Source organism: Variovorax sp. YR634 (assembly GCF_900106655.1).
Classification (GTDB): Bacteria; Pseudomonadota; Gammaproteobacteria; order Burkholderiales; family Burkholderiaceae_C; genus Variovorax.
The window spans coordinates 1-14,667 of record NZ_FNOL01000011.1 but is presented as its reverse complement, the minus strand read 5'-3'; the positions used below and the strand labels follow the sequence as shown (position 1 = coordinate 14,667).

Sequence of the window (14,667 nt, the reverse complement as noted above, 5' to 3'; positions counted from 1 at the left end):
CCTTGCCGCTGTCGCGCCGGGAACACCTCCCGCCATACGACTTACCCCGAAGATGGCCAGCGTTGTCGAGCGCATGGCGCGCGCCGGCCACCCCACGCTCGACCAGCTCACGCCCGAGGAGGCCAAGGCTTCCTACGAAAAGGGCGCGGGCGTGCTCGAAGTGCCCAAGCCCGAACTGGCGCGGGTGGAAGACTTCACCATTCCCGCGCGCGACGACTTCGCGATCCCGGCAAGGTTGTATGCGCCGTCCACCGATGTGCTGCCTGCGCTGATGTACTTTCATGGCGGCGGCTTCACCGTCGGCAATATCCGCACGCATGACACGCTGTGCCGCGTGCTGAGCGCCAAGAGTGGATGCGCGGTGGTGTCGGTGGACTACCGCCTCGCGCCCGTGCACAAGTTTCCGACGGCGTCGAACGATGCATGGGACGCCTTCGCCTTCCTGGCCCACGAGGGTAGACGCGTCGGTGTCGACACGCGGCGCCTGGCGGTAGGCGGCGACAGCGCCGGCGGCACGCTCGCGGCCGTCTGCGCGATCCTTGCGCGAGATGCCGGCCTGCCGCTCGCGCTGCAGATGCTGATCTACCCCGGCATGACAGCCCATCAGGACACGGCCTCGCACCTTCGCCACGTCAACGGCCCGCTGCTGACCAAGGCGATGATCGATTTCTTCTTCGCGCAATACGTGCGCACGCCGGCCGACCGCGACGACTGGCGCTTTGCACCGCTGCTGGCCGACGACGTCGATGGCGTGGCGCCGGCCTGGATCGGTCTGGCCGAATGCGACCCGGTGGTTGATGACGGCATTGCCTATGCCGACAAGCTGCGCGCTGCCGGCGTGCCGGTCGACCTGGAAATCTACCGGGGCGTGATCCACGAATTCATCAAGATGGGCCGGGCGATACCGGAGGCGCTGCAGGCGCAGGACGATGCGGCCCGGGCACTCAAAGAAGCAATGACACCATGAGCGACACAACAGCTATCCAACGCAAGGATTTCCGTTTCTTCCACCGCCTGCGCGTGCGCTGGGCCGAAGTCGACATGCAGAAGATCGTCTTCAACGCGCACTACCTGATGTACTTCGACACCGCCATCGTGGACTACTGGCGCGCGCTGGCGCTGCCGTACGAAGAAGCCATGCACGAACTCGGCGGCGACCTCTACGTGCGCAAGGCCACGATCGACTTTCGGGCCTCGGCCCGCATGGACGACGTGCTCGACGTGGGCATGCGCTGCACGCGCATCGGCAATTCGTCGATGGTGTTCGAGGGCGGGCTGTTCCGGCAGGACCAGTTCCTGGTGGGCTGCGAACTGGTCTATGTGTTCGCCGACCCGGCCACGCAGACCTCGAAGCCGGTGCCGGCGCTGCTGCGCGAGGTGCTGACCGGTTATGAGGCCGGCGAGCGCATGAGCACCGTCGAGACGGGCGACTGGGCCACGCTGGGCGAAGGCGCGAGCGCTTTGCGGCGCGCGGTGTTCATCGAGGAGCAGAACATTCCCGAAGCGATGGAGTGGGACGAGCACGATGCCGTGGTGCTGCACGCGGTGGCGCGCAACCGCATCGGGCAGGTCATTGCTACGGGCCGGTTGCTGCCGGCCGAGAACGGCGTCTCGCACATCGGGCGCATGGCGGTGCATCGCAATCTGCGCAGCGGCGGGCACGGCGCTGCCGTGATGCAGGTGCTCGAAGAGGCCGCCAGGGCCCGCGGCGACAGCGTGGTGGCGCTGAACGCGCAGCGCAGCGCCGAGCGCTTCTATGCGCGGCTGGGCTATGTGCCGCATGGCGATGGCTTCGAAGAGGCCGGCATCCCGCATATCGAGATGCGTCGGTCTCTTCTTTCTTCTTCTCAATAGCTTCAATAGCGGCTGGGTGGGTCCGGCACGTAGCCCGGGTCCGAACCCGGGAACGGCGACGGGCCAGCCGGACGCGGCCAGCGCGGCGGAGGCGGCACCGGAATCACGCCCGCGGCGACGAGGTTCTCGCGGCTGTCGTAGCGGATGCGCACCACCTCGTCGGGCGAGGACTGCGCGCGCTCGAAGGTGGTCTTGCCTACGTACGAGGTCTCGCGGCGGCCGTGGGCGGTGCCCAGGCTCGGGCTTGGGGCTGCCTGGCGAGCCATGCTGCCCGAGGCGGATGCCTCCGCAGCGGGTGCGCTGTCTGCCGAGCCGGCCTTCGCACGCGCATCGCCTTGGTACGACGACGATGACTCGCTGCGGCGCTCGCGTTCGCCGTATTCGTCGCGGCGCGGGTATGGCGTGATGGGGGGCGGAAGCGGCTCGGGCATGCGCTCGCGGAACATTGCGACGCCGATCACGCCCACGTCGTCGGGCCGGCCGGTGCGGCTCGCGTAGGAGTTGCCGGCCGCGGCGAATTCGAAGGCCGCGATCTGCGAGTCGCTCTTGCGCCAGCCTGTGATGTCGCTGCGCTCGCTTGCGCTGAACACATAGCCGTTCTGCCCGACGCCCGCGGTTTCGCCGGTGACGACGTTGACGCCGTCCACCGACATCACGGCCATGATGCGTTCGCCCATCGCGTTGCGCGCCCGGATGGCGTAGCGCGCGCCGGGACGGCCGGCCACCCAGTATTCGCCGCGGTGGCGGTAGATCGGCAGTTCCGCGCCGGTACCGCGGTCGACCACGCTGATCTGCATCAGCGAGCCGATGCGGCTGGATGGCGTTGGCGGAGCGTAAGACCGCTCGGGGCTCTGCGCGCAGGCCGAGAACGAAGCCACGGCGCTCAGGGCCAGGGCGGTGGAGAAGAATCTGCGCTTCATGATGTGTCTTCCTTGCCAGGAGTTGATCGGTGCAGGCTTCTACGGCGCAGCATCGGCGACAGGGTTAAACAACGCGCAAAAAAATGGCGCTATCTGTTCGATAGCGCCGAGCGCCCCTTTTCTTCAAGGGCGTTGGGGGTAAGGGGCTCAGATGTCTTCGAGCAAGGGGTAGGGCAGCGGCTCGACGGTGAGGGCTGCGCCATCGGCCGATCCGACGCGCAAGCCACCGGCTTCGAGCGCGGCGATCTGCATGGAGATCAGCGCGGACCAGCCGCCATCGGGAGCCGGCGCAGCTTGCGCCACGGTACCCACGGGCTGCTCGGCGTCGCCGGCGGCGAACACTTCCTGCCCGGCGGACACGGGGGCATCGGCCTGCACGAGGTAGGTGCGGCGCTTGAGCGTGCCGCGGAACTGGCTGCGCGCGACCACTTCCTGGCCGGGGTAGCAGCCCTTCTTGAAGTTCACGCCGCCGACCGATTCGTAGTTGATCATCTGCGGCACGAAGGCCTCGATGACCGGCGTGGTCAGCGTCACGATGCCGCTGCGGACTTCGCTCCATTGCCACAGGCTAGCGTCGACTGCCGGGCCCACGGGGGCGGCATGGCCGGCCGGCGCGATCCAGAGCGCGCGCGGAACGCCGTCGGCGGGGTACAGCGACACGGCGCTGACCTCGTCGCCGACTGCCGTGCGCTTGCCGGGCAGCGCGCCGGCGTCAAGGCCGTTGCCAGTCAATGCCGTGCCGGCCAGGCCGTACAGCGCAAATTGTTCGGTGGCGTCGGTCAGCTTGACCTTGGCGCGCAGTACGAACATCGACAGGCGCTTGAGCGTGGCGGCCAGGATGTCGCGGCTGCACACCAGCAAGATCAGCTCGGGTTGCGGCTTGATGCCGATGAAACTTGCGATCACACGGCCCTTGGCGGTGCACAGCGCGGCCAGGCGGGCGTCGGAGGCGCCTTGCAGCGAGAAGTCTTGTGTCAGCTGGCCGTGCAGGAAGCTGGCGGCATCGGGGCCCTCTGCACGGATCACACCAAGGTGGGAGAGGGCGGTCACGCCATTGAGAACGACAGTGGTCATCGCTGAATTATCATGGCCGTGCCTGTTCCTTCGGGTCGGCAGGGGCTCCCACCCTGCAACCTGCAAGGCCACCGGTTTTTTCATCTCCTCCTCCGGCTTTTTCCCGTCATCCCCACATCGGATCCGTGCGCAGCTTCTTCCTCACGCTTTTCCTGCTCGCCGCCCTGATCGCGCTTGCGCTCGGCGGCGCCGGCCTCTGGTGGGTGCACCAGCCGCTCAAGCTGCCCGCGCCCACCGTCGATCTGTCGGTCGAGCCCGGCACCACGCCGCGCGGCATTGCGCAGGCCGTGGCCGACACGGGCGTCGACGTGCAGCCGCAGCTGCTCTACCTGTGGTTCCGCGTTTCGGGGCAAGACCGCCAGATGCGCGCCGGCAGCTACGAGCTGGAGCGCGGCATTACGCCCAAACTGCTGCTCAACATCCTGGTGCGCGGCGAGGAGGCCACTCGCAGCCTTGTGCTGGTCGAGGGCTGGAACATCCGCCAGGTGCGCGCCGCGCTCGCCAAGGCCGACCAGCTCAAGCCCGACAGCGTGGGCCTGACCGACGAAGCGTTGATGGCCAAGCTCGGCAAGCCGGGCATGCACCCGGAAGGGCGCTTCTTCCCGGACACGTACACCTACTCGAAAGGCTCGACCGACATCGCCCTGCTGCAGCGCGCAATGCGGGCCATGGACAAGAAGCTCGAAGCCGCCTGGGCCGCCCGCGCCTCCGATCTGCCGCTGAAATCGGCCGATGAGGCGCTTATTTTGGCCAGTATTGTCGAAAAGGAGACAGGCAAGGCCAACGACCGCGCGGAAATCGCGGCCGTCTTCACCAACCGCCTGCGCATCGGCATGCCGCTGCAGACCGACCCGACGGTGATCTACGGCATGGGCACGGCCTTCGAAGGCAACCTGCGCAAGAAAGACCTGCAGACCGATACGCCCTGGAACACCTACACCCGCGGCGGGCTGCCGCCCACGCCGATTGCCATGCCTGGCAAGGCCGCGCTGCTGGCGGCGGTGCAGCCGGCGCAGAGCAAGTCGCTGTACTTCGTGTCGCGCGGCGACGGCACCAGCCAGTTCAGCAGTTCGCTCGACGACCACAACCGCGCAGTCAATCAATATCAGCGCGGCGGCAGTCCCAACAAACCGAAGGCGACCCAATGAGTGACAACGGTCTGTTTCTGACGCTGGAAGGCATCGATGGCGCCGGCAAGTCAAGCCATCTCGATGCGCTGGAAGCGCTGTTCAGGGCGCAGGGCCGTGAAGTCGTGCGTACGCGCGAGCCCGGCGGTACGCCTCTGGCCGAGACGCTGCGTGGGCTGATCCTCGAAAAGCCGATGGACCCGCTGACCGAATCGCTGCTGGTGTTCGCGGCGCGGCGCGATCACATCGTGCAGGTCATCGGGCCGGCACTTGTGCGTGGCGACGTGGTGCTGTGCGACCGGTTCACCGATGCGACCTTCGCCTATCAGGGCGCGGGACGTGGCTTCGATGAAGCCGTGCTGTCGACGCTCGAGCGGTGGGTGCAGGCGGAGGCGGGCAGGGCGACGCTGCTGCAGCCGCACATCACGCTGTGGTTCGACCTTGCGCCCGAGATTGCTGCACAACGATTGGCCGGGGCCCGCGTGCCCGACAAGTTCGAAGCTCAGCCTGTCGAGTTTTTCAGCCGCGTCGCCCAGGGCTACGCGGCCCGTGCGGCTGCCGATGCGAAGCGCTTCGTGCGCATCGACGCCAGCCAGTCCCGCGACCAGGTCTGGCAGCAGGTTGAAACGGCGTTGGTGGCGCGTGGTGTGCTGAGCGGTGGTGTCACTCGATGAGCGCTCCGGCACTGACTCCCTGGCTGCGCCGGCCGCTCGCGGAACTGCTGCGCCAGCGCGGCCATGCCTGGCTGCTGCAAGGCCCCTCCGGCATCGGCCAGTACGAACTGGCGCTGGCGCTCGCGTCCGCGTGGCTGTGCGAGCAGCCGACCGAGGAGGGCACCGCCTGCGGCCACTGTGCCAGCTGCCATGCCATCGAGGTCCGCACCCACGCCGACCTGTGCGTGCTGATGCCCGAAGTCGCCATGCAGGAGCTGAACTGGCCGCTCGACGAGAAGGCGCAGGCCGACATCGACGACAAGAAGCGCAAGGCCAGCCGCGAAATCCGCGTCGAGGCGATGCGTGATGCGGTCGGCTTCGCCCAGCGCACCAGCGCGCGCGGCCGCGGCAAGGTGGTGCTGGTGTATCCGGCCGAGCGCATGAATACGATCACCGCGAATGCGCTGCTGAAGACGCTCGAGGAGCCGGTCGGCGACGTGCGCTTCGTGCTCGCCAGCGAGGCTGCGTGGCAACTGCTGCCGACCATCCGCAGCCGCTGCCTGGGCTTCACGCTGCCATGGCCCGAGACCGCCGAGGCCGAAGCCTGGCTGGCCGCGCAAGACGTGCCCGCCGCCGATGCGGCCGCCCTGCTGCGCGCTGCCGGCGGCCGGCCAAGCGACGCCTTGCGGCTTGCGCGCTCGGGACAGTCACCCAAGGCATGGGCCTTGCTTCCCAAGGCGATGACGCGCGGCGACGTGGGTGCTCTGGCCGATCACGCGCCAGCGCAGGCCGTCGGTGCGCTGCAGAAGCTTTGCCACGACCTGATGGCTGTCGGTAACGGTGCCGAACCCCGGTTTTTCGATGCTGCCGATTTGCCCGCGGCCCCGTCCCGGCTGGCGCTGGCGCGCTGGTCGAAGTCGCTTGCAAGTGCCGCAAGAACCGCGGAACACCCGTTCAATGCGGGCCTCATGCTGGAAGCGCTTGTGAGCGAAGCGCGAACCACCCTAAACTCTGCCGCTCGTCGCCCATGAATCAACCCACAGCCCCCGCCGCCAACGCCACGCCCGCCCGGCCGAGCGTCATCCAGCTCGCCATCAAGGAAAAGGGTGCCTTGTACGCGGCCTACATTCCGCTGTTCGCGGAGGGCGGCATCTTCATTCCAACCACCCGCGAATATCGGCTCGGCGACGACGTCTACGTGCTTTTGACACTGCCGGAAGACCCGCAGCGCTATCCGGTGGCCGGTAAGGTCGCCTGGATCACGCCATCGCGCGCGGCTGGCAACCGGGCGCCTGGCGTGGGCATCCGTTTTCCGTCCGACGAAAAGTCGCGCCAACTGAAGGCGCGCATCGAGGCAGCATTGGGTGGCTCGATGGCGTCCGACCGCCCCACGCAAACTATCTGATCGGCTTCTCCTCGCTGCGACCCGGCAAAGCCGGTGTTCGCGGTATTTCTGGCATGGGCCCGACAATCAGCGCCATGTTTACAGACTCTCACTGCCACCTCACGTTTCCCGAATTCGCGGGTCAAATGCCGCAGATCCGCGCCGCCATGGACGCCGCGCAGGTCGACCGGGCGCTTTGCATCTGCACCAAGCTCGAAGAGTTCGATGAAGTGCAGGCCCTTGCTGCCAGCTACGACAACTTCTGGGCCAGCGTGGGCGTGCACCCCGACAACGAGGACATCGCCGAACCCAGCGTCGAAGACCTGGTGCGGCTTTCAGCCCGGCCGCGCGTGGTTGCCATCGGCGAGACCGGCCTCGACTACTACCAGATGGAAGAACGCAAGGGAGGCCGCAGCATTGCCGACATGGAATGGCAGCGCGACCGTTTTCGCGTGCACATCCGCGCCGCGCAGCAGACCCGCAAGCCCTTGGTGATCCACACCCGCGAGGCCTCGGCCGACACGGTGGCGATCCTGAAGGAGGAGGGCGAGGACGGCGGCGGCAACGCGGCCGGCGGCGTGTTCCATTGCTTCACCGAAACCGCTGAGGTGGCGCGCGCGGCGCTCGACCTCGGTTTCTACATATCGTTCTCCGGCATCCTGACCTTCAAGAAGGCCCAGGACTTGCGCGACGTGGCCGCTTTCGTACCGCTGGATCGCATGCTGATCGAGACGGACAGCCCTTATCTCGCGCCCGTGCCGTACCGCGGCAAGACCAACAATCCGTCATATGTGCCATTCGTGGCGCAACAGATCGCCGAGCTGCGAAAAGTGCCCGTAGAGGCCATCGCCAAGGCGACGAGCGACAACTTCGAAACATTGTTCAGGGACGTCAAATCATGAAAAACTACATTAAGAAGTCGATTTATCTCATTGTCATTGCTGCATCTTTTGCAGCGCATGCAGGCTCGTTCGAGGATTTCTTCCGGGCCGTGCGCGGCGACAACGCCAGCAGCGTGCGCAGCCTGCTGCAGCGCGGGTTCGACCCGAACACGCGTGACGAATACGGCCAGACCGGCTTGCTGATCGCACTGCGCGAGCCGTCGCCGAAAGTCATCCAGGTGCTGATCGAGTCGCCGCAGACCAACGTGGACCTGGCCAACGCCAAGGATGAAACCCCGTTGATGCTGGCCGCGATCAAGGGCCAGCAGGACCTGGTCACGCAACTGCTGAAGCGCGATGCCGCGGTCAACAAGACGGGCTGGACGCCGCTGCATTACGCAGCCACCAGCGGCCAGTTGAGCATCATGAAGGTGCTGCTCGACAACTACGCTTTCATAGACGCGCAATCGCCCAATGGCACCACGCCGCTGATGATGGCGGCGATGTACGGTTCGAGCGAAGCGGTGAAGCTGCTGCTGGCCGAGGGCGCCGATACGACGATGAAGAACCAGCTGGGCATGACAGCCGTCGACTTCGCGAACAAGGTGAACCGATCGGACACCGCGGCGATGATCACCGCGGCTGCGGCGGCACGGGCCAATGCGCCTAAGGCAATACCCAAGGACGGAAAATGGTGAGACAGGCAGGCGCCAAGTTGGCGGTCGGCTTGACGATGATGGGCCTTGCATCCGGCGCGATGGCACAGCACGCGATCTACAAGTGCGTTCAGGGTGGCAAGGTCGTTTACTCGAATGAGCCTTGTCCGGATGCAAAGAAGATCGAGATCAAACAGACGAAGGGTGTGAATTACGAAGGCAGAGGCTCTGGGGGCGCGCCGAAGCGCTGAGTGTTTTCAAACACAATGTGCAATTGGGCTTTAGCTTTTTGCGCACTGAATTTCCTTCAATTAGACACCAATTGAAGACAGCTTGGCAAAACGCGAATTAGCTCCTGCGAAGCACAAGCAATTAGCCACGCGAGAACCAATAGGGGGAGGGCGTCGTCGCTCAATTCGGGCCCCGCTCTGCAGGGGCGCTTCGCCCCCTCCCTACGCTTCGCTCCGGCCCCAGAAGACCGAGGCCGGGACGCATCACTGCGTTGCCAGGTGGACGTAACAGAAGGGCATCGCGCAGCCAACGCTCGCGCTCAGTTAGCTCAGCACCATTGGCAATAAGCCACTGCCGGTAAACACGATCCACGAGGGTCATAGACGCCCCCGCACAAAGGCCGCTTGCCGGCCCTCAAGCCATACCTGCAAAGGATCAACACAGCGAACATAGACGCGCGCCAGACGACCACAACCAGCACGCTCAAGCAAGACCGCAGGACGATCCACAAGACGGCCACAACGCACCGACCAATGCCGCGCCAGCTGGGCACGGTCGACACGAGGAATAAACTCACCAACAGCCATTTCGACTCCTCATCAGTTGAATTTGGTTAGGCCCTCGGGACGTGCTCCAACACCCCCGGGGACCGACTTAATCAAGGCTTGGGAACCACCTCCTTTCCGTCAGGCCCCAGCGTCACGCCAGAACCATCCGTGACCTCAGCCCAGACCCGCGCCGCGAGATCGACAGCGCCAGCTGGCACCGAGACCGACACCGCATTCGCGGGCTTCGACGCCGCCTTAATCGGCAGCTCAACTACCCCAGGCTTGACACCAGCAGGGCGCAGAAGTCGGCCGAGATAGGACGGCGGAGCCAACACCACAACACGCTTGTGCCGCCCCTCGACCTTCGTCGGAACATCAGCTTTAACCGGTTGTCGATCACCCTTTGCCATAGCTACCGCCTTTCACATTGCAAAATCTGACGCCTGCCCAGGCACCTCGAACGACGAGCCTTCATAGGCATCTGTCGTAAAGTGAGTAAGTAATAAATTAAGGGCCGGCGCTGCGCGCCGACCCTCGGGCAGGCCCGAGGGCACGGGCGCTGCGAGCGCCGCTCCGGCCAGCGTCGTGACCTCCTCGGCCTGCGCCGCGCGCGCTGCACCCTCCGCCTGCATCAGCTGCTCGAGGGCATTTGCACGCGCGTAGGAGGCCCTGAAGGCCCTTGCCTGACGTACCAGGAGCGACCACCACGCGCCATCGGTTGGATCGAAGCCGAAGCCTTCAGGCGTCCACAGCTTGCCGCTGTGCATCTGCCATCCTGGCCAGCCCGGAAGCTCGAACCGATTCAAGATCCGCAGCAGCTTGTAGGCAGCGTACGGCACAGCCGTCTTGCCTGAAAACCACGCATAGACGGTGCGCTCTGTGACCTGAAGAGCGCGAGCGACATCTGGAGCTTTTAAACCGGCATCGAGGCACATGACTTTGAATCGAGCAGCAATAGAAGCGCGGGCCTCAGCGTCTTTTCGGCGTGGCCGACCTGAGGTACTTTTTGAACACAATGTGCAATTGGGCTTTAGCTTTTTGCGCACTGAATTTCCTTCAATTAGACACCAATTGAAGACAGCTTGGCAAAACGCGAATTAGCTCCTGCGAAGCACAAGCAATTAGCCACGCGAGAACCAATAGGGGGAGGGCGTCGTCGCTCAATTCGGGCCCCGCTCTGCAGGGGCGCTTCGCCCCCTCCCTACGCTTCGCTCCGGCCCCAGAAGACCGAGGCCGGGACGCATCACTGCGTTGCCAGGTGGACGTAACAGAAGGGCATCGCGCAGCCAACGCTCGCGCTCAGTTAGCTCAGCACCATTGGCAATAAGCCACTGCCGGTAAACACGATCCACGAGGGTCATAGACGCCCCCGCACAAAGGCCGCTTGCCGGCCCTCAAGCCATACCTGCAAAGGATCAACACAGCGAACATAGACGCGCGCCAGACGACCACAACCAGCACGCTCAAGCAAGACCGCAGGACGATCCACAAGACGGCCACAACGCACCGACCAATGCCGCGCCAGCTGGGCACGGTCGACACGAGGAATAAACTCACCAACAGCCATTTCGACTCCTCATCAGTTGAATTTGGTTAGGCCCTCGGGACGTGCTCCAACACCCCCGGGGACCGACTTAATCAAGGCTTGGGAACCACCTCCTTTCCGTCAGGCCCCAGCGTCACGCCAGAACCATCCGTGACCTCAGCCCAGACCCGCGCCGCGAGATCGACAGCGCCAGCTGGCACCGAGACCGACACCGCATTCGCGGGCTTCGACGCCGCCTTAATCGGCAGCTCAACTACCCCAGGCTTGACACCAGCAGGGCGCAGAAGTCGGCCGAGATAGGACGGCGGAGCCAACACCACAACACGCTTGTGCCGCCCCTCGACCTTCGTCGGAACATCAGCTTTAACCGGTTGTCGATCACCCTTTGCCATAGCTACCGCCTTTCACATTGCAAAATCTGACGCCTGCCCAGGCACCTCGAACGACGAGCCTTCATAGGCATCTGTCGTAAAGTGAGTAAGTAATAAATTAAGGGCCGGCGCTGCGCGCCGACCCTCGGGCAGGCCCGAGGGCACGGGCGCTGCGAGCGCCGCTCCGGCCAGCGTCGTGACCTCCTCGGCCTGCGCCGCGCGCGCTGCACCCTCCGCCTGCATCAGCTGCTCGAGGGCATTTGCACGCGCGTAGGAGGCCCTGAAGGCCCTTGCCTGACGTACCAGGAGCGACCACCACGCGCCATCGGTTGGATCGAAGCCGAAGCCTTCAGGCGTCCACAGCTTGCCGCTGTGCATCTGCCATCCTGGCCAGCCCGGAAGCTCGAACCGATTCAAGATCCGCAGCAGCTTGTAGGCAGCGTACGGCACAGCCGTCTTGCCTGAAAACCACGCATAGACGGTGCGCTCTGTGACCTGAAGAGCGCGAGCGACATCTGGAGCTTTTAAACCGGCATCGAGGCACATGACTTTGAATCGAGCAGCAATAGAAGCGCGGGCCTCAGCGTCTTTTCGGCGTGGCCGACCTGAGGTACTTTTTGAACACAATGTGCATTATGTTAAATGCTGAACGCGTCGAGTCCTGGCTGGAAGTTGCTACAGCGTTGGAACAAACCGTGGGCACAGAAGATGGCGTCATCGTGCCCGAAGGCAAAGTTCCTAGCCACCGGCATGAGCTTTGTGCAGCGTGCGCGACTGCGCCCTACTCCTGCTCGTCATCACCAGAAAGTCGAGCGCCACCCGCCGTGCTCAACCCAAGCCGTCCGTGCGCTGGTCGGGCGTTCAGCATTGCGCCGGCGGTGTCGGTCCTGACACCGTCGACCTTGTGGAAGCAGTCGCGAAGTGGCGAGAGGGCGGCACAAAGCCCTCCACGCAAAACATCGTGGCGACGAAGCTGGATTCGACGACCAAAGCTCCGGTACTTGCGCGCCCCTTGTGCAAGTACCCGACCTTTCCGAAATACAAGGGCAGCGGCGACGTGAATTCGGCGGACAGCTACAGCTGCCAAAGTTCTTGAGCGTCTTCATTTGCTGAGGCAGCCCTACCTTCCCGTGTGTCCGGCCGTCGCCTCGCGCAGCCGGTCCATGACGTGTGCGCGGACGCGCTCGACACGGAAGCGAAGGTACCCTTCGACAGCAACACTCAAGTTGCGCTGCTAGGCCTTCTTGGCCCAAGCGCTGCACCAGCCTTTGGCACTGACCTGTTTTCCAGCAAACAACGCGCAGTTACCTTGCGCGTCCGTCGGCTTGGATTGCCAGAGCGCGCAACCGCTGCATAACTGGGCGTTGTCGTGCTTGGGAAATTTCTTCGCGTCGGCCTTCGACGAATCGGCAACGTAGCCCAGAGCCGCGGCCTGCGGATCCTTTTCTTCAAGCCGGGCCTGCGCGAACGAGCTGGTGGCGGAAATGGCAGCGCCCGTCGCGGCAAGCGTGAGCATGAAGGTGCGGCGGCTGGAGTTCATCGTGAGTCTTTCGTTGTGTTGGAGACGGAAATCAGGTTGCCCGACGCAGAGTTGCGCTCGCTCAGACCCGCAAGCACGAGAACACCCGTGGCCAGGAGCGTGGCGATACAGAATCCCAGGATTTGCAGGGTTCCGCTCAATGTGATGTTGTTCATGGGACGACCTCGTTATGGGTGATTGGCATTGCCTGCGGCCATTCTTGGGCGAGCGGCCACGCGCGACCTTGCGCAGGATCAATCTCACGGCGTCCGCGCGGTGGAATCGCCCGCGCCTCGCGCCACAGGGGCACGTTGCGGACCGCGCGGGAGAATCGGCACATAGCTGCGGGTCGAGCCGCGCATGACCAGCAAAGCGACCGTGTCGCTCTCTTTGATGGACTGGATCGCTGCATCGAAATCCGCCAGGCCGGCCACTTGCACGTCGTTGACCGCGATCAGCATGTCGCCGTAGCGCAACCCCGCCCGCTGGGCCGAACCCGAGGCCGATTGCACAAAGAGGCCGGGATCCAGAAGGCTGATGCCCAGCACACCCTTTCGCTCCGAGAGTTCGAGCCCGAAGCGCGTCTCTTGCGGCAAGGCACGCGCGGCCAGCCGAGGCGCGAGGTCCGGTGGGATCTCGGCCACGCCTACCTGCATCGTCAACGGCGTCCTGTGGCGCCAGACTTTCAGTGCGAGCAGGCTGCCCTTGCGGGCTCCAGCTACACGACCCTGTATGTCGGCATAGGGCATTGCGGCAGCGCCATCGACCGCCAGCACGACGTCGCCGCTGCGAAGCCCAGCCTGCTCGGCGGGGCTGTCCGGGTCGACGCGCACCACCAGCGCTCCCAATGCGGTATCGAGCCCGAAGGCCGGCGCGAGTTCGACGGTCAGGGGCTGGATGCGGGCACCGATATGCCCCCGCATCACCCGCCCGGTGATACGAAGCTCGTCCGCAATGTGCATCGCCGTGTCGATCGGCAGGCTGAACGACATGCCGGAGTACCCACCGCCGGGCGAGTAGGCCATCGAGTTCATGCCGACCACCCTGCCCCGTTCGTCGAACAACGGCCCGCCCGAGTTGCCCGGGTTGAGCACGACGTCGGTCTGGATCAGCGGCACCCCGCTCCCACCTGGCACGTAACGCGGATTGGCGCTCACCACGCCGGCGGTCACGCTGCGCTCGAAGCCGAATGGGGCACCCATCGCGGCGACCCATTCGCCCGGGCAGAGCTCGCTGCTGCGGCCCACGGTGACGACCGGCAAATCGGACGCCGCGACCCGCAGCAGCGCCACGTCGGTGCGGCGGTCGATGCCAATCACTTCGGCATCGAAGCGGCGCTGGTCCTCGGTGACGATGGAGATCGCCTGGGCGCCGGTCACCGCGTGCGCACTGGTCAGGATGTAGCCGTCGCGGCGGAAGATGAACCCCGACGCGAAACCGCGCTCAACGCCGCGGCCCCATTGCGCCGGCGCGCGCTGATCGCTGTTGGCAACCCAGTCGTTGCCCGTGCCCGCGACTGTCACGCTCACCACCGCAGGCGACTGACGCGCTGCGGCCGCCACGAAATCAGAGCCTTGCAATCCCGACGACGTGCGCTCAAGGCACGACGATCGCGTCTGCGACCAGGCGCTCGTTCCGCCTGCCAGTGCGAATGCACCGAAGGCGGCCACGATCACGCCCCGTGCCAGGGTTGCGGCACTCATTCAACGCACCAGCAAGACCGGCACCGTGCACGCAGCCAGCACTTTGGTGGCAACCGACCCCAGTACCAGGTTGGTCAAGGTGCCATGGCCCCGCGAACCCATCACCACGAGGTCGAACTGCCCCTTCTGCGCGAACGAAGCTATCTCTTCGGCGGGATGACCGATGCGGTGCTCGAAGCGGGCTTCAATGCCGTTCCTGG

General features: G+C 65.1%; 18 protein-coding genes. 10 read left to right on the top strand and 8 right to left on the bottom strand.

Features of this window, described 5'->3' with window-relative positions; translation table 11 throughout:
- Positions 1-52: 52 nt before the first annotated feature.
- Positions 53-967, top strand: a complete 915-nt coding sequence (locus tag BLV60_RS18840; RefSeq protein ID WP_256329308.1) for an alpha/beta hydrolase — start codon at positions 53-55, stop codon at positions 965-967.
- Positions 964-1,854: a YbgC/FadM family acyl-CoA thioesterase gene (locus BLV60_RS18835; RefSeq protein WP_093056798.1), complete on the top strand. Its 891-nt coding sequence runs from the start codon at positions 964-966 to the stop codon at positions 1,852-1,854. The genes BLV60_RS18840 and BLV60_RS18835 overlap by 4 nt, the downstream gene beginning before the upstream one ends.
- A gap of 2 nt (positions 1,855-1,856) precedes the next feature.
- On the opposite strand, the gene BLV60_RS18830 is transcribed toward BLV60_RS18835, so the two are convergent.
- A complete protein-coding gene (locus tag BLV60_RS18830) occupies positions 1,857-2,774 on the bottom strand; it encodes a hypothetical protein (RefSeq protein ID WP_093056797.1) in 918 nt (305 codons plus the stop codon).
- Positions 2,775-2,921: 147 nt separating this feature from the next.
- Complete coding sequence (locus tag BLV60_RS18825; protein ID WP_371127382.1) at positions 2,922-3,848, bottom strand: CAF17-like 4Fe-4S cluster assembly/insertion protein YgfZ; 927 nt, start codon at positions 3,846-3,848, stop codon at positions 2,922-2,924.
- A 125-nt stretch (positions 3,849-3,973) separates the two neighbouring features.
- On the opposite strand from BLV60_RS18825, the gene mltG reads away from it, so the two are divergent.
- The 7 genes from mltG to BLV60_RS18790 all read left to right on the top strand — a co-directional run bounded on the left by mltG (position 3,974) and on the right by BLV60_RS18790 (position 8,800).
- Entirely contained in the window at positions 3,974-4,996 is a 1,023-nt protein-coding gene (gene mltG, locus BLV60_RS18820) for an endolytic transglycosylase MltG (RefSeq protein WP_093056795.1), read from the top strand.
- On the top strand, positions 4,993-5,649 hold the full coding sequence (gene tmk, locus BLV60_RS18815) for a dTMP kinase (RefSeq protein ID WP_093056794.1): 657 nt from the start codon (positions 4,993-4,995) through the stop codon (positions 5,647-5,649). The genes mltG and tmk overlap by 4 nt, the downstream gene beginning before the upstream one ends.
- The gene (locus BLV60_RS18810) at positions 5,646-6,659 is read left to right on the top strand and encodes a DNA polymerase III subunit delta' (RefSeq protein ID WP_093056793.1); all 1,014 of its coding nucleotides are present in this window, start codon (positions 5,646-5,648) and stop codon (positions 6,657-6,659) included. The genes tmk and BLV60_RS18810 overlap by 4 nt, the downstream gene beginning before the upstream one ends.
- On the top strand, positions 6,656-7,033 hold the full coding sequence (locus tag BLV60_RS18805; protein ID WP_093056792.1) for a PilZ domain-containing protein: 378 nt from the start codon (positions 6,656-6,658) through the stop codon (positions 7,031-7,033). The genes BLV60_RS18810 and BLV60_RS18805 overlap by 4 nt, the downstream gene beginning before the upstream one ends.
- 74 nt (positions 7,034-7,107) lie before the next feature.
- Complete coding sequence (locus BLV60_RS18800; protein ID WP_093056977.1) at positions 7,108-7,914, top strand: TatD family hydrolase; 807 nt, start codon at positions 7,108-7,110, stop codon at positions 7,912-7,914.
- Complete coding sequence (locus BLV60_RS18795; RefSeq protein ID WP_093056791.1) at positions 7,911-8,591, top strand: ankyrin repeat domain-containing protein; 681 nt, start codon at positions 7,911-7,913, stop codon at positions 8,589-8,591. The genes BLV60_RS18800 and BLV60_RS18795 overlap by 4 nt, the downstream gene beginning before the upstream one ends.
- A complete protein-coding gene (locus BLV60_RS18790; protein ID WP_256329306.1) occupies positions 8,585-8,800 on the top strand; it encodes a DUF4124 domain-containing protein in 216 nt (71 codons plus the stop codon). Before BLV60_RS18795 ends, BLV60_RS18790 begins: the two co-directional genes overlap by 7 nt.
- Before the next feature lie 950 nt (positions 8,801-9,750).
- On the opposite strand, the gene BLV60_RS18785 is transcribed toward BLV60_RS18790, so the two are convergent.
- Together BLV60_RS18785 and BLV60_RS18780 are read right to left on the bottom strand one after the other, a co-directional pair.
- On the bottom strand, positions 9,751-10,263 hold the full coding sequence (locus BLV60_RS18785) for a VC1465 family Xer recombination activation factor (RefSeq protein WP_093056790.1): 513 nt from the start codon (positions 10,261-10,263) through the stop codon (positions 9,751-9,753).
- A 1,015-nt stretch (positions 10,264-11,278) separates the two neighbouring features.
- The gene (locus BLV60_RS18780; protein WP_093056790.1) at positions 11,279-11,791 is read right to left on the bottom strand and encodes a VC1465 family Xer recombination activation factor; all 513 of its coding nucleotides are present in this window, start codon (positions 11,789-11,791) and stop codon (positions 11,279-11,281) included.
- 220 nt (positions 11,792-12,011) lie between these two features.
- Between BLV60_RS18780 and BLV60_RS18775 the strand changes: the two genes are divergently transcribed.
- Positions 12,012-12,341 carry a tannase/feruloyl esterase family alpha/beta hydrolase gene (locus tag BLV60_RS18775; RefSeq protein WP_176928831.1) on the top strand — a complete coding sequence of 110 codons (330 nt, stop codon included), beginning with the start codon at positions 12,012-12,014 and terminating at the stop codon, positions 12,339-12,341.
- A 138-nt stretch (positions 12,342-12,479) separates the two neighbouring features.
- Here the strand turns inward: BLV60_RS18775 and BLV60_RS18770 are convergent, their stop codons facing one another.
- The 4 genes from BLV60_RS18770 to BLV60_RS18760 all read right to left on the bottom strand — a co-directional run.
- Positions 12,480-12,785, bottom strand: coding sequence for a high-potential iron-sulfur protein (locus BLV60_RS18770; RefSeq protein ID WP_176928830.1), 306 nt, complete (start codon positions 12,783-12,785; stop codon positions 12,480-12,482).
- Complete coding sequence (locus BLV60_RS34430) at positions 12,782-12,940, bottom strand: hypothetical protein (RefSeq protein ID WP_176928829.1); 159 nt, start codon at positions 12,938-12,940, stop codon at positions 12,782-12,784. Before BLV60_RS34430 ends, BLV60_RS18770 begins: the two co-directional genes overlap by 4 nt.
- A gap of 84 nt (positions 12,941-13,024) precedes the next feature.
- A complete protein-coding gene (locus BLV60_RS18765; RefSeq protein WP_093056788.1) occupies positions 13,025-14,467 on the bottom strand; it encodes a trypsin-like peptidase domain-containing protein in 1,443 nt (480 codons plus the stop codon).
- Positions 14,468-14,667 (bottom strand): universal stress protein (locus BLV60_RS18760; RefSeq protein ID WP_143042605.1); only part of this gene is annotated, 200 nt, incomplete at its 5' end.